The organism is Actinomyces oris (assembly GCF_001553935.1).
GTDB classification, from domain to species: domain Bacteria; phylum Actinomycetota; class Actinomycetes; order Actinomycetales; family Actinomycetaceae; genus Actinomyces; species Actinomyces oris_A.
This window is the reverse complement of sequence record NZ_CP014232.1, coordinates 2,009,395-2,023,527: the sequence shown is the minus strand read 5'-3', so window position 1 is coordinate 2,023,527 and position 14,133 is coordinate 2,009,395. Positions and strand designations below refer to the sequence as shown.

The window sequence follows — 14,133 nt, the reverse complement described above, 5'->3', positions numbered from 1 at the left end:
GATGGTCTCTTTCGTCCGCGCCCCCCGGGTTCTTGAGAAACCCGCCGAGGTGCACCTGACACCCTCTCAGCGAGCCACCGTGCACATGGCGGCCTCGCTGCTGCTGGACTACCCGGCTGAGGGGACTCTGGAGACGCGCCTGACCGCCGTCGAGGCCGAGCTGGCCACGCTGCCGGCGGAGGTGGCCGTCCTCCTGGAGGAGTTCATCGCGCAGGCGCGGCGCCGCGGTGAGCGGGCCATGGCCGAGCACTACGTGGAGGTCTTCGACCGCCGTCGGCGCTGCTGCCTGTACCTGACGTACTACACGGTGGGCGACACCCGGCATCGGGGCGCCGCGCTGCTGGCCTTCAAGCAGGCGCTGGCGGCGGCCGGCTACGAGATGGCCGCCGACGAGCTGCCCGATTACCTGCCGGTGGTCCTCGAGCTGTCCGCGCGCAGCGGCGACGAGGTGGCCAGTGCGCTCCTGTCCTCCCACCGGGAGGGCATCGAGGTGCTGCGCAGCGCCCTGGCCGACGCCGCCTCCCCCTACGCGGGGCTGGTGGAGGCCGTCTCGATGACTCTGCCGCAGATCGACGAGGCCACCGCCGAGCGCGTACGCGCCCTGGTGGCGGCCGGGCCGCCCACCGAGACCGTCGGTGTCACCGACACCCTGCCCTTCCCGACCATTCCCGTGCGCAACCCGAGCCTGTCCGGTGTAACCGCCGTGCCGGGCTCGGCACCAGTCGCCGATCCTTCCCCCTTCACAAGCAGCCAGGAGAGCATGACATGAGCCCGATTCAGCAGAACCTCATGTGGGTGGCCCTGCCCTACGCCAGCCTGGTGCTGCTGGTGGCAGGCATGATCTGGCGGTGGCGCACCGACCAGTTCGGCTGGACCTCCCGCTCCTCGCAGTGGAACGAGTCCCGCATCCTGCGCCTGGCATCCCCCCTGTTCCACCTGGGCTTCCTCATGGTGATGGGCGGTCACGTCGTCGGGCTGCTGGTGCCCAAGGACGTCACCGAGATGCTGGGCGTCTCCCAGCATATGTACCACCTGGGCGCCACCTACCTGGGAACCTTGGCGGCCATCCTGACGATCGTGGGCCTGGTGGGGCTCATCTACCGGCGCATCGTCGTCAAGAGCGTGCGCCTGGCCACCACCCGCAACGACCTGGTCATGTACTGCTTCCTCATCGTCCCGGTCCTGCTGGGCTCGGCGGCCACGGTCCTCAACCAGCTCGCCGACGCCCACGGCTACGACTACCGCGAGACGATCAGCCCCTGGCTGCGCTCGGTGCTGGTCCTCCAGCCGCGCCCCGAGCTGATGGCCGACGTGCCGGTCTCCTTCAAGCTCCACGTCATCGCGGGCTTCCTGCTCCTGGCGATCTGGCCCTTCACCCGCCTGGTCCACGTGGTCTCCGCGCCCGTGGGCTACGTGACCCGCCCCTACGTGGTCTACCGTTCGCGCGAGGGCGCCACCTCCACCGCTCAGACCTCACGCGGCTGGACCCCGGTGCGGACCCAGGGCACCGGCAACCAGGGGGCCAACGACGTCACTCCCTCTCAGGGAGCCTGAACCGGACGTTCCCGCCGTCACGAAAGGACAACGTATGGGTATCTCACGTCGTGCGGCCATCGCCGCCGTCAGTCTGCTCTCCGCCGTCTGTCTGGCCGCGTGCGGCGGGTCCGCCTCCAACAGCTCCACCGGCGCCGCTTCGGGCGCCGCTTCCGCAGGCACCTCGGGTGGCGCGGGGAAGGCGACCGGCAAGGTCACGGTCCTGGCCGCGGCCTCCCTCCAGGGGGCCTTCGAGGAGATCGAGAAGACCGTGGAGAAGGACAATCCCGGCCTGGACGTCACCTTCGACTTCCAGGGCTCCCAGGACCTGGTGGCCTCCTTGGCGGGTGGCGACAGCGCCGACGTCCTGGCCACGGCCAACAACTCCACGATGAAGACCGCTGCGGACCAGAAACTGGTCGGGAACCAGACCGAGTTCGCCACCAACGTCCTGACCCTCATCGTCCCCAAGGGCAACCCCAAGAAGATCACCGGGTTGGACTCGTCGCTGGACGGCGCCAACCTGGTCATCTGCGCCCCCGAGGTGCCCTGCGGTGAGGCGACCAAGAAGCTCGCCGAGGCCCAGGGAATCACACTCAAGCCGGTCTCCGAGGAGCAGAAGGTGACCGACGTGCGCGGCAAGGTCGAGTCCGGTGAGGCCGACGCCGGCATCGTCTACACCACCGACGCGGCGGCCGCCAAGGACAAGGCGGACAAGATCGACATCCCCGACGGCGGCGTCGTCAACCACTACCCGATCGCCCAGACCGCCAAGCCCGAGAACCCTGCGGGCGCGCAGGCCTTCATCGATGCCGTCACCGGCAAGGCCGGCCAGGAGATCCTGGCCAAGCACGGCTTCGGCAAGCCCGGCAGCACCGCTGCCGGGGCGAGTGCTGGGGCGAGCTCCAGCGCCGGGGGCTCCGCCCCGGGCAGCGCGGCCAGCACCGGGGCCAGCTCCGAAGCCAGCGCTGCCCCGTCCCAGGCCGCGACCGCTGAGGGGTCCTCCGCCCCGGAGGCGGACAAGCCCACGGTGGAGACGACCGCTCCGTGACGGCTTGCCGGCCTGAATCGGCGGCCTGGTAGACATGAGTTTGTGAACGAGATGTCCCCCACTGCACGCTCCGAGCAGCAGTCGGCATGGCGGCCCGTCCGCGCCCTCTTGGGGCGTGGGCGGGCCTCTCGCTCTCCTCTTCCCGTCCTCGTGACCGCGCTGGCCGTCCTGGGGGGCTGCGCAATCGTCCTGCCCCTGGTGGGTATGGGGACGCGCGTGTCCTGGGGGCAGCTCCCCCAGCTGCTGGCAACGCCGTCGGCGCAAGCCGCCCTGTGGCTCTCGATCCGCACCTGTCTGAGCTCCACGGTCGTCTGCGTGGTGCTGGGCGTGCCACTGGCGCTGCTGCTCGCCCGCAGCTGGCCGGGGGTGAGGATCGCGCGGATCCTTGCGGTGCTGCCGATGACGATGCCGCCGGTGGTGGCCGGTATCGCACTGCTGTCCACCTTGGGCAACCGCGGCCTGTTGGGGGCGCACCTGAAGGAGTGGGGGGTGCCCATCGCCTTCTCCACTACCGCGGTGGTCATCGCCCAGGTGTTCGTCTCCATGCCTTTCCTGGTGGTCACCCTGGAGGCGGCGCTGCGCAGCCGCGACAAGCGGGCCGAAGTCACCGCCCGGAGCCTCGGGGCCGGCCCGTGGCGGGTTCTGGCGCAGGTGACGCTGCCGCTGGCAACACCCGCTCTGGCTCGGGGCACGGCCCTGGCCCTGGGCCGGAGCCTGGGCGAGTTCGGGGCGACCATCGCCTTCGCCGGCTCCAAGGAAGGCGTCACCCGCACGATGCCGCTGGCCATCTACCTGGAGCGGGAGAAGGACACGGCCACCTCCTTGGCCCTGGCCACCGTGCTCATTGGCCTGTCCTTCGTCATCGTCGGGGCGACCAATATCGACTGGAGCAGGGCGGCCGCCCACCTACTGCCCCGCCGCGGGCTCCGGGGGCGTCAGGACCACGACGCCGCTGCGTCGGAGCCCCGAGGCGCGCAGGTCTCCACCCAAGGCGGGGACGAGCGGATTCCCGAGTCACCTCGGGACGGCGGACGCGACCAGGACCTGCAGGTGGCCTTTGAGTTGCCTGAGCGTGACGTCGTCGTCGATCTGGAGGTGGAGGCGGGGCGCACGACGGCGCTCATCGGCCCCAACGGCTCGGGCAAGTCGACGGTCTGCTCCGTGGTGGCCGGCCTGCTGGATGCCGAGAACGGTCAGGTCGTGCTGGGCGGGCGAGTCCTGGACGGTCCCGGGGACTTCGTGCGGGCGGGGCGGCGCCAGGTGGCGCTGCTCAGCCAGGAGCCGGGCATCTTCACCCACATGTCTGTGCTGGGCAACGTGGTCTTCGCGCTGCGCTGCCAGGGGGTGAGCCGAGCGGAGGCGACGCGTCGGGCCCGCGCCGAGCTGGCCGCCGTCGGGGCCGATCATCTGGCCTCCCGCCCGGGAGGCGCGCTCTCGGGCGGTCAGGCGGCCCGGGTGGCGCTGGCCCGGGCGCTGGCAACGGGCCCCCGCCTGCTGGTGCTGGATGAGCCGATGGCCGCCCTGGACGTGACCGCCCGCCAGGAGATGCGCCGCCTGGTGGCGCGCCGGTGCGCCGAGGAGGGGCTGACACTGCTCCTGGTGACCCATGACGTCCTGGACCTGACGGCGCTGGCCGAGGACGTCGTCGTCCTAGACCGGGGCCGAGTGGTGGAGCAGGGGCCGACGGCGCGGGTCCTATCCGCGCCGCGTTCGGACTTCGTCGCCCACCTAACCGGGACGGCTGTGCTCACCGGGGTCGTCGATGGCGACGCCGAGGCGCCGGGACTGCGGCTGCCGTCGGGGCAGGTCGTTCATGGCCGCCCCCGGGAGGATGCCACTGACGGGCATGTCGGCGAGCAGGGCCACCGGGACGACCATGACGAGGTCTTGCACCCCGGAGCACCGGGTATTGCGCTGGTGCCGCCCGACGCCGTCGCCCTCTACCGGCAGGCACCGCACGGCAGTCCCCGCAACGTCCTGACCGGCCGGGTGACGGGGCTGGAGCGCTCCGGGGCGCTGGTGAGTGTGCGCCTGGAGCTCGAGGAGGGGCAGCGGCTGTCAGCGGCGGTCACCGCGGGTGCCGTGGCCGAGCTCGGCATCACCGAGGGCCGGGAGGTCTGCTGCGTCATCAAGGCGGTGCAGGTGCGTATCCTGGCTCGCCGGGGTTGAGGACCGCGGCGCTGAGACCTTGGATGAAGAACCGGGCGAGGATGAGGGAGGCATAGTGAGCACTGTTGAGGGAAGCGGGCGCGATGGCGTCTGCGGATCGGTGATTGCCGAGGAGCGTCTACGACCGCTGAGCCGCGATGAGCTGGAGCGCTACCACCGCAATGCGCTCGTGCCGCAGGTGGGGCTCGTGGGGCAGCAGCGCATCCGCGCGTCCCGGGTCCTGCTCATCGGTGCCGGCGGGCTCGGGGCGCCGGCGGCCCTGTACCTGGCGGCCGCCGGAGTGGGGACGATCGGGCTCATTGACGACGACAACGTCGACGTGTCCAACCTGCAACGCCAGGTCATCCACGCCACGGCGGCCGTGGGGCGCCCCAAGGTGGACTCGGCGGCCGAGGCGATCAGGGCGCTCAATCCCGATGTTGAGGTCGTTGCCCACTGGACGCGGTTGACGGCGGACAACGCCGGGGACCTTCTGGGCGGCTGGGACGTGGTCATTGACGGCACGGACAACTTCCCCACGCGGTACCTGGTCAATGACGCCACCGTCATGCTGGGGCTGCCGCTGGTGCACGGGGCGGTACTGGGGTTCAACGGGCAGGTGGGGGTCTTCGACGCGCGCCGGGGACCGTGCTACCGGTGCCTGCACCCCGCCCCGCCGCCCGCAGGCTCGGTGCCCTCCTGCGCGGAGGCCGGGGTGCTGGGGGTGCTGCCCGGCATCATCGGGACGATGCAGGCCGCTGAGGCGCTCAAGCTGGTGATCGGTGGCGGGCAGCCGCTGCTGGGGAGGTTGGCGTTGCTCGACGCCTGGGGGGCGCACCTGCGGGAGATTCCGGTGGCGAAGAACCCGGACTGCCCAGTATGCGGGAAGAACCCGACGATCACCGCGTTGGTCGCTGAGGCTGATACCTGCGTGGTTCCCCGGACTCCCGAGGCCGACACGCAGCCACAGGAGCCCGGCTCCGGGGGTGAGGCCCTGGGGGCAGGAGTGGGGGATGTCTCTGCAGCCGAGCTGAGGAGGCTCCTGGAGGGCGATGTGCCGCCGGCGCTGCTGGATGTACGTGAGGACATCGAGGTGGCGCTCGAACCGATGGAAGGCGCGCTGCACATTCCGTTGCGCGAGGTCGTGGCACGGATGAACGAGCTGGACGGGGATCGCCCGACCGTGGTCGTGTGCGCCGCTGGGGTGCGCTCGGCCCGCGCCATCGAGGCACTGAAGGCTGCGGGCTACCCCGGCCGGCTCCTCAACCTTGAGGGCGGCATGAGGGCCTGGGGGTCTCGCCGACCCTGACCGCGGCATCAGCGGGCCTTGGTGCCACGATTGGCGACTTTTGAGCCATCCATCGGCTGACGTGCCCGGGCCTATGGGGCTCTGACCTGCGCATACGTGGCAGAACTCGATGACCATCGGCCAGGTGTGCTTTTAAAAGTCGCCGTTTGTGACACCGGTCGTGGAGTGTGCCTGGTGGTCTGGGGTGCAGCCGCGTGTGCTGGGTGTGGGGGTTAGTGGCCTTGGGCTTCTTCTGCGTCGTCGGTGAGGTAGGTGACGATGCGGACCAGGTCGTAGGGGGTGGAGGTCTCGGTGGTGGTGATGGTGCCCTCGATGGGCCGCCACTGGTCCTCGCCGGCTGGGCGGTACCGGGTGGTCCAGGTGGTGGTCAGAGTGGTGGTGACGCCGGTGGCGGTGTGCTGGTAGTGGTGGGTGACGGTCTGGTGGGGGTAAGGGGCTCCTGGGTCGGTGGTGGTTGTGGTGGTGCCGTCTCCCCAGCCCCAGGTGTAGGAGGTGGGGGTGAACTCGACCTCGATGGAGGTGCCCAGGATGGTGGTGGTCTGGTGCTGGGGGCTGGGGTTGGTGTAGACGATGAAGGCCTTGGAGATGATGACCTTGGGGCCTGGGGGCTGGCGGGTGATGCCCGAGCCCGAGGCGATCAGGGTGGCGGCCTGACGGGTGGTGATCGTGACCGTACGGCCACCACCGGCGGTGGTGGGTTGGTCGGGCTGGCCGGGGCGGTTGAGGGTGGCCAGGTTGCACTTGTACTTGTCCAGCCCGTAGGCGTCCTTCTCGGGCGAGCACTCCCGGTGCGACTGCTCCTCCCACATCGACGGATCCGAGGCCTGAACGGTCGGACGCTCCTGAGACGGAGGCCCACCAGAATCCGGCGCACTCTCTTGAGGGATGGTCTCAGTCACCTCCCCATAGGCCTCGCTGCCACCGTCGAGGTTTCTTGCCCCTAGTCTGGTCCCAGGAGTGTTGTCGGCCTGGTCGTCGGCTCGGAGGGAGGGGGCTGTGAGGATCAGAACCAAAACTATGGCAGCAATAATGCTGCGTCTTTCTAATTTCATTTAGAAACCGCCTCAACGGCCCCGACCATCCATCTGCCGTTACTGTATCGAACTCCGAAGTTAACTTCTTGACCGTATGTTGCTTCAGAGGTTGATGGGTTCTGTCCGTCGCCATAGTAGGAAGCCATTGCTCCGTAGTTGACGATCACCTTGACTCTGTTGTATTCGTAGCCTTCCAGCTTCTCATAGTAAGTCATGCTGACAATTTCTTGATCCCATTTGTCGGCCCATCCTCCTTTGCTGTGAATGTCGTTGGCGTCGTCGATGGTGGACTTGCAGAACTTGCAGCGGTCGTCACTCATGGCGGCGAACTCGGTGGTGTCGCCGGTCATGAAGGCGTAGCGGTAGAGGTTGAGGAAGTAGCCGACGCTGGCTGCTGCGCCCTCGGCGCTCTCCTCGTTCATCTGTGGGGGCTTGGCTGGTGCGGGTTCGGCCAGGGCGGCGTCGCGCTTGGCGCGCAGCTCAGGGGTCAGGGCGGCTTCGCGCGAGGCGGTCGCACTTGCGTTGGCGTCAGCGATGCCCTTCTCCGCCCGGGCAATAGCCGCTGACGCGCTGGCACTGGCGCTCGCACTGGCCTCGGCCTTGGCGTCCCTCACCGAGCAGGCCGCCACCCCCAGCGCCAGCACACACACCGCCACCAACCCGGCTACGCCCCTGTGGCGGCTGTGCGCGGCAGGGCGGCGCTTCAAGGTGGTGACCTGGCTAGAGCCGGATGCTGGCCGCCGGGTATCTGTGGGCTCGGGGGATCGTAGGGACGTACTCATCACGGAAGCCTCCTCGCCACCGAAACAACTCCACACCCCACCCGGCCGGGCGACACTGCCCGTCCAGACGGTGCATTGACATTACCTGCCCCAACGCCCCCGCACCAGCCCCTTAAGGTCACCCTGTGGAAAACCCCGCAACAAGAATCCTCAGAACAGTCGGCACCCCTGTCGCATCACCTAGCCCACAGCCATCACCCTCGACCGGGGCGCGAGGGATTCATTGCGGCTGTGTGACCCGCGGTGAATCGGCGCCACCTGACCTCGCACGACTCCACCAACCACCACACAGCCACCACGGCACCCCACCGAGCCTGTCGCTCAGCCGGGAGCGTGCTCAGGACAGACCACCGGGAAACGACCCGACACCACCTTGACAAGCTGGGGATGTCCTCGGCCCAGCGATCCAAGTCCCCTCCGACCCGCTCACCGGGACCCCGCTGGTTCTGCCTCTTCCGCGCAGGACCCGGGACACGGCGTCGGGCAGCAAGGCCGGGTAGGGAACGGCGCTGCCCGCGCCCCGGCTTCGGCCGAGCGCGATCACCCGCGACCGCCCGCGAGCATCGCTGCCCGCTCGCCGGCACCGGTCTTCGCCTGCTCTCGGGCCGATACACACCAACCTCACCTACCAGGACCGGTCCCCCACGGCCCCGCAGGGTTGCCCTGACACAACCTGCTGGGCGGTGGACCCGCACCAAGGCCCGCACCTAGTCTTCACATATCAACCAGAACTGATGTGAGGACATACCTGTGACTGCTTCTGCTCCCACCCTGCCCACCACCATGCGCGGCGTCGTCATGCACGCCGCCGGAGACGTCCGTGTCGAGGACCGCGATGTCCCCCACGTCATCGAGCCCACCGACGCCGTTATCAAGCTCGAGGCCGCCTGCGTGTGCGGCTCGGACCTGTGGCGTTACCGGGGTATCTCCCCGGTGGAGGAGGCACGCCCCATGGGCCACGAGTACGTGGGCACCGTCGTCGAGGTCGGCGACGACGTCACCAGCGTCAAGGTCGGCGACTTCGTCGTCGGTTCCTTCTGCATCAGCGACAACACCTGCGAGATCTGCGAGGACGGCTTCCAGTCCCGCTGCGCCAACGGTGGCTTCATGGGCGACACCCAGGCCGAGTACACCCGTGTCCCCCAGGCCGACGGCACTCTCGTCGTCGTTCCCGGCGGCAAGCCCGATGACCCCGAGATCATCGCCTCACTGCTGGCCGCCTCCGACGTCCTGGGAACCGGCTGGTTCGGGGCCGTCGCAGCCCAGGCCGGCCCCGGCAAGACCATCGCGGTGGTCGGCGACGGCGCCGTGGGCCTGTCCGCCGTCCTGGCCGCCAAGGCCTTGGGGGCTGAGAAGGTCATCGCGTTCTCCCGTCACGAGGACCGGGCGGCGCTCGCCCGCGAGTTCGGCGCCGACATCGTCATCGCCGAGCGCGGCGACGAGGGCGCCGCGAAGGTCAAGGAGGTCACCGGCGGCTACGGTGCTCACGGCGTCGTCGAGGCCGTGGGCAACCAGACCTCGATGATGCAGGCCATCGCCTCCTGCCGCCCCGGCGGCCACCTGGGCTACGTGGGCGTCGCCCACGGCGTCTCCCTGCCCGGCGACCAGCTCTTCTTCGCCGAGATCCACATGCTGGGCGGCCCCGCACCCGTGCGCCGCTTCCTGCCCGACCTCATCGACCGCATCCTCAAGCGCGAGATCAACCCCGGCAAGGTCTTCACCCTGCGCCTGCCTCTGGAGGAGGCCGCAGAGGCCTACAAGGCCATGGACGAGCGCCGCGCCATCAAGGTGCTCCTGGAGCCCTGAGCCGATCCGCACACCCCACCATCATCGTCTGACAACAGGAGCATTCATGAAGACCCTCGTTCTCGTCTTCCACCCCGACATGTCCACCTCGCGCGCCAACCGACCCCTGGCGGCCAAGGCCGAGGCCCTCGGTAACGACGTCACCGTGCGCTACATGTACGACCTCTACCCCGACCAGAAGGTCGACGTCGCCGCCGAGCAGACCGCCCTGGAGGCCGCCGACAGGGTCGTCCTCCAGTTCCCCATGTACTGGTACTCCACCCCCGCCCTGCTCAAGCAGTGGCAGGACGACGTGCTCCTCTACGGCTGGGCCTACGGCTCAACCGGTAAGGCCCTGGCCGGCAAGGAGCTGCTGGTGGCCGTGAGCACCGGTGGCCCCGGCGACGCCTACAGCCACGAGTCCTCTTACGGCTACACGCTCACCGAGCTGCTGCGGCCCCTCCAGGCGACGGCGAACATGGTCCAGATGACCTACCTCGAGCCCTTTACCACCACCGGGACCCTCACCATCACCGATGAGGCCCTGGCTCAGCGGGCTGAGGACTACGCCGCCACCCTGCAGTCCACGGACCTGCCGGTTCTGGACCTCCGCGGCTGAGTCCGCCGGCAGGCAGCGTCCACATGCCCGGGGGCCCAGGCCGGTTCGCCGGTCTGGGCCCCCGGGGCGTCTCACGGGTGTCTCAGCCGAAGATATCGAGCAGCGGGAGCTCGGGGGTCTGGAGGACCGCGGCGTAGTCCTGCGCCCGGCGGGCGATGGCCTCATCGGTGATCTCCAGGGCACCCACCGACAGGAAGGGCACCGCGTACTTGGTGCCGATGACTCGCGAGGTTCCCTGCATGGGCCGCAGGAACTCGTGGATCGTGTAGATGTGCGCGCCCTCGCGGCCGTAGGCGCTGCCGGCGCCGCCGACGCTGACCGCCAGGAGCAGCTCCTTGCCGTGCAGGGCCGTGCCGGTCGAGCCGTAGGCCCAGCCGAAGGTGAGGACGTCGTCGAGCCACTTCTTGAGCAGGGGCGGGCAGGAGAGCCAGTACATGGGGTACTGCAGAACAATGCGGTCGGCACCCAGCAGAGCCGCCTGCTCGGTGGCCACATCGATGTTGAAGTCGGGGTAGATGTCGTACATGTAGCGCACGGTGATGTTGCCACCGAGCGACTCCGCCGCGGCCCCCAGGGCCTTGTTGACCCGGGACTCGGAGATGTTGGGGTGGAAGACGAGAACGAGAGTGTTCACGGAGGACTCCCTGGTGTCGTTGGACTGTGAGGCGGGGGATGGCCCCCGTGAGGCGCCGGGGCTCCCGGCGCCGGACAGGACGTCGCTCAGGCTGGAGAAGCCGCCGATGATGACCTCCAGCTTGGGGGCCATCGCACCGCGGTCCAGCCAGGACTCCTTGGGGCGGAAGGGGACGCGGTCGGCATCGTCGCCACTGTGCAGCTCATTGGGCCCACGCATGCCCAGGGCGGCATTCGAGTCGCCGAAGCGCTCGTCCCACATGCGGGTGGCGACGTCGATGCCGCGCTCGCTCCGGCCCGAATGACGGTCGGACTCGACGGTCTCGGCCATGGCGACCGCCTGCTGGTGGGCGGTCAGAACCGTCGAGAGGGTGTAGTTGAGTGCCAGGTAGGCGTCCTCGCTGCGCAGGCCACCGGAGACGAGGGCGTTGTGGGCGCGCTTGGCCACCGACATGAAGGGCACGTAGGCCCAGGCCAGGTTGATGAGGGTGTGGTCCAGGCCGGGATGGGCGTCGAGCACGTCCCACAGCGAGTCGGAGAGCCGACGCAGGTAGTCCTGCCAGCTCAGGCCGGTGGGGGGCAGTGTGGCGTCGGCGGACACTCGCTCCAGGCAAGCCACGAGCAGGTCGTCACGAGAGCTGACGGTGCGCCCCAGATCAGCCGCACTCACCCCGAGCCGACGCGCCACCTTGCCCATCGTGAACCGGTCCACACCGATCTCAAGGGCCGCTGTGACGACGTCATCCCTGGTAAAACCGGCACTATGCTGCATTGAGCCTCCCGGGTTGGGTCATGCCCGTCAGCGTAACGAACCAATAACGGGCCGCCAAATCGAAGGCACCTATCCGTGCGATGACCGACACCGTTCTTCCGCAATATAACGAGAAAAACCCACCTCTCGCCCACACCTCCACCGCACCTCTGACGTCACCTGGAATCTCACGGCGAGGTAACGGCTCGGCACGCGCCGGGCTGCCTGCCGGGTGGCGCGCCCGACGACGGTGGGGTCTCGCCGAGCCCGCTCCCCCGTTACCGTGGTGCCATGAGCGAGACTCCCCGCCCACAGCGCCCAGTCTTTCCGGAACCGCCCGCGGCGCCCTCACCGGCAGCGGCGCCCCCCGCGCCGACGGCACCCCCGGCCAAGCAGCGGCGCTGGCGCGATGACCTGCACCTGGCGCACACGATCGCCAACAAGGTGGACAGCCTCACCCTGGCCCGTTTCGATGCCGGCAACTTCACCGTGGAGACCAAGTCGGACCTCACGCCGGTCACCGAGGCCGACAAGGAGGCCGAGCGCGTCATCCGCGAACAGCTGGGGCGGGCGCGCGGGCGCGACTCCGTCCTGGGTGAGGAGCTGCCCACCACCGGGCACTCCTCGCGACAGTGGGTCATCGACCCGATCGACGGGACCAAGAACTTCGTGCGGGGAGTGCCGGTGTGGGCCACGCTCATCGGCCTCATCGAGGACGGCCAGTGCGTCGTCGGGCTGGTCTCGGCCCCCGCGCTGGGGAGGCGCTGGTGGGCCGTGTCCGGCGGCGGAGCCTGGACCGGGCGCTCCCTGAGCTCGGCGCGGCGGCTGTCGGTGTCCGGCGTCGACGACCTCACCCGGGCCTCGATGTCCTACTCCTCGCTGTCGGGGTGGGCGCAGACCAAGCGGCTGCGCGGGATGCTGGGGCTCATGCAGTCGTGCTGGCGCACCCGCGCCTACGGGGACTTCTGGTCCTACATGCTCGTGGCCGAGGGCGCCGTCGACCTGGCCGCCGAGCCAGAGCTCGAGCTCTACGACATGGCGGCGCTCGTGCCCGTGGTCACCGAGGCGGGCGGGCGCTTCACCTCCCTGGACGGCGAGCCCGGGCCCTTCGGGGGCAACGCGGTGGCCACGAACTCGCTGCTGCACGACGTCGCCCTGCACCACCTGAGCGCCGAGACGGACTGAGTCGGCCCCGCTTGAGCCGCAACCCCATCTGCTGGACACCAGTGCGCCCCGAAGTTATAAAAGATCTAAAAGATCTAAAACGCGCAAAAGTGGAGACGATCACACATGGCCAACCCCTTCAAACCGACAGCGGGCGCGACGCCTCCGTTGCTTGTTGGCCGCAACCGCGTCATTGAGGAGTTTCTGGAAAGCCTCGACGACGGCCCAGGAGCGCCTGGGCTCTTAGAGCTCATCACTGGCGCCAGGGGCGTCGGGAAGACCGTCATGCTCACCGCTCTGGGAGACTCGGCACGAGAGCGCGGCTGGGTGGTCGTTGATGAGACCGCACGCGAGGGGCTCATGGACCGACTCGCCGCCGAGTTCACTCGCCAGCTGTCGCAGCTCGCCGGCAAGGAGCGCTCACGGTTGACCTCCTTGAGCCTGAGCACACCGCTTGGTGGCGGTAGCGCAACACTCGAGCACGCACCCACCCCTGAGCCCTCCTGGCGGCAGAAGGCGCGAGCACTGACCCAGTGGCTCGCGGAACACGGCACCGGTCTGCTGCTCACGATCGACGAAGTACATGCCATTCCGCGCGAGGAGCTGCGAGCACTGTCCGCAGAGGTACAGCACCTCATTCGCGAGGGGGCTCCTATCGGCCTGCTCATGGCAGGCCTCCCCAAGGCCGTTGAGGAGCTCCTCAATGACGACATCACCACCTTCCTGCGCCGGGCCGAGCGGATCGAGCTCGGCGAGGTGGCCATCGACGACGTCTGTAACGCCTTGAAGTCAACCTTCAACGCGGGCGAGAAAGCGCTGAGCAACGACCTGGCTCAGGAGTGCGCGAATGCGACCGGCGGCTACCCATTCATGATCCAGCTCGTGGGGTATCAGGTGTGGAAACACAGCGGCGATGGCCCAGTGACCCAGCCAGCAGTCGCCGCGGGAACGACCGCCGCCCGCCTGCGCCTCGGCAACCTGGTGCACGCTCCGGCGCTGCGCGACCTGTCCGACGTCGACCGCACGATGCTCGTGTGCATGGCCAAGGACGACGGCCCGTCACAGATCGCTGACATCGCCGAACGCATGGACCGCCCCGTCAACTACGTGTCGGTCTACCGCAACCGGCTGCTCGCCGCCGGAATCATCAAGACTGCCGGCTATGGCAAGGTCGACTTCGCCGCCCCCTATCTGCGCGAGTACCTGCGCGAGCACGCAGCACACCTCGTCATGGAGTGAGTCGCAACCGCCAACGGCCACTCCTCGGCCACACGCCGAGGTCGCGCGGGCTGGACTTGTCACGCCTCCAACGTTATAAAAGGGA

The 14,133-nt window shown here is 69.0% G+C and carries 12 protein-coding genes; 9 read left to right on the top strand and 3 right to left on the bottom strand.

Annotated features, from left to right (window positions below; all coding sequences use genetic code 11):
• Position 1: 1 nt before the first annotated feature.
• From narJ to moeB, 5 genes are read left to right on the top strand one after another with little or no spacing between them, the layout of a single operon-like run.
• Positions 2 to 769, top strand: a complete 768-nt coding sequence (narJ, locus tag AXE84_RS08170; protein ID WP_060957522.1) for a nitrate reductase molybdenum cofactor assembly chaperone — start codon at positions 2 to 4, stop codon at positions 767 to 769.
• Positions 766 to 1,554 carry a respiratory nitrate reductase subunit gamma gene (gene narI, locus AXE84_RS08165; protein ID WP_060957521.1) on the top strand — a complete coding sequence of 263 codons (789 nt, stop codon included), beginning with the start codon at positions 766 to 768 and terminating at the stop codon, positions 1,552 to 1,554. The genes narJ and narI overlap by 4 nt, the downstream gene beginning before the upstream one ends.
• Before the next feature lie 34 nt (positions 1,555 to 1,588).
• Positions 1,589 to 2,584 (top strand): molybdate ABC transporter substrate-binding protein, encoded by a 996-nt coding sequence (gene modA / locus AXE84_RS08160; RefSeq protein ID WP_060957520.1) that lies wholly within the window; start codon positions 1,589 to 1,591, stop codon positions 2,582 to 2,584.
• A 42-nt stretch (positions 2,585 to 2,626) separates the two neighbouring features.
• Positions 2,627 to 4,753, top strand: a complete 2,127-nt coding sequence (locus AXE84_RS08155) for an ABC transporter permease (protein WP_060957519.1) — start codon at positions 2,627 to 2,629, stop codon at positions 4,751 to 4,753.
• Between the two features lie 55 nt (positions 4,754 to 4,808).
• Positions 4,809 to 6,041: a molybdopterin-synthase adenylyltransferase MoeB gene (gene moeB, locus AXE84_RS08150; protein ID WP_060957518.1), complete on the top strand. Its 1,233-nt coding sequence runs from the start codon at positions 4,809 to 4,811 to the stop codon at positions 6,039 to 6,041.
• Between the two features lie 212 nt (positions 6,042 to 6,253).
• On the opposite strand, the gene AXE84_RS08145 is transcribed toward moeB, so the two are convergent.
• Together AXE84_RS08145 and AXE84_RS08140 are read right to left on the bottom strand one after the other, a co-directional pair.
• A complete protein-coding gene (locus tag AXE84_RS08145; RefSeq protein WP_060957517.1) occupies positions 6,254 to 7,093 on the bottom strand; it encodes a hypothetical protein in 840 nt (279 codons plus the stop codon).
• Positions 7,090 to 7,731, bottom strand: coding sequence for a DUF6318 family protein (locus AXE84_RS08140; protein WP_081093196.1), 642 nt, complete (start codon positions 7,729 to 7,731; stop codon positions 7,090 to 7,092). Before AXE84_RS08140 ends, AXE84_RS08145 begins: the two co-directional genes overlap by 4 nt.
• Before the next feature lie 909 nt (positions 7,732 to 8,640).
• Here AXE84_RS08140 and AXE84_RS08135 point away from each other — a divergent pair.
• Both AXE84_RS08135 and AXE84_RS08130 read left to right on the top strand, forming a co-directional pair.
• A complete protein-coding gene (locus tag AXE84_RS08135; protein WP_051349190.1) occupies positions 8,641 to 9,663 on the top strand; it encodes a zinc-dependent alcohol dehydrogenase family protein in 1,023 nt (340 codons plus the stop codon).
• A 46-nt stretch (positions 9,664 to 9,709) separates the two neighbouring features.
• On the top strand, positions 9,710 to 10,261 hold the full coding sequence (locus AXE84_RS08130) for an NAD(P)H-dependent oxidoreductase (protein WP_060957516.1): 552 nt from the start codon (positions 9,710 to 9,712) through the stop codon (positions 10,259 to 10,261).
• Positions 10,262 to 10,343: 82 nt separating this feature from the next.
• Here the strand turns inward: AXE84_RS08130 and AXE84_RS13455 are convergent, their stop codons facing one another.
• Positions 10,344 to 11,666 carry an NAD(P)H-dependent oxidoreductase gene (locus AXE84_RS13455; RefSeq protein WP_208854550.1) on the bottom strand — a complete coding sequence of 441 codons (1,323 nt, stop codon included), beginning with the start codon at positions 11,664 to 11,666 and terminating at the stop codon, positions 10,344 to 10,346.
• Positions 11,667 to 11,936: 270 nt separating this feature from the next.
• Between AXE84_RS13455 and hisN the strand changes: the two genes are divergently transcribed.
• Both hisN and AXE84_RS08115 read left to right on the top strand, forming a co-directional pair.
• Positions 11,937 to 12,830, top strand: coding sequence for a histidinol-phosphatase (hisN, locus tag AXE84_RS08120; protein ID WP_060957515.1), 894 nt, complete (start codon positions 11,937 to 11,939; stop codon positions 12,828 to 12,830).
• Positions 12,831 to 12,935: 105 nt separating this feature from the next.
• Positions 12,936 to 14,048, top strand: coding sequence for an ATP-binding protein (locus AXE84_RS08115; protein ID WP_029316541.1), 1,113 nt, complete (start codon positions 12,936 to 12,938; stop codon positions 14,046 to 14,048).
• Positions 14,049 to 14,133 lie beyond the last annotated feature (85 nt).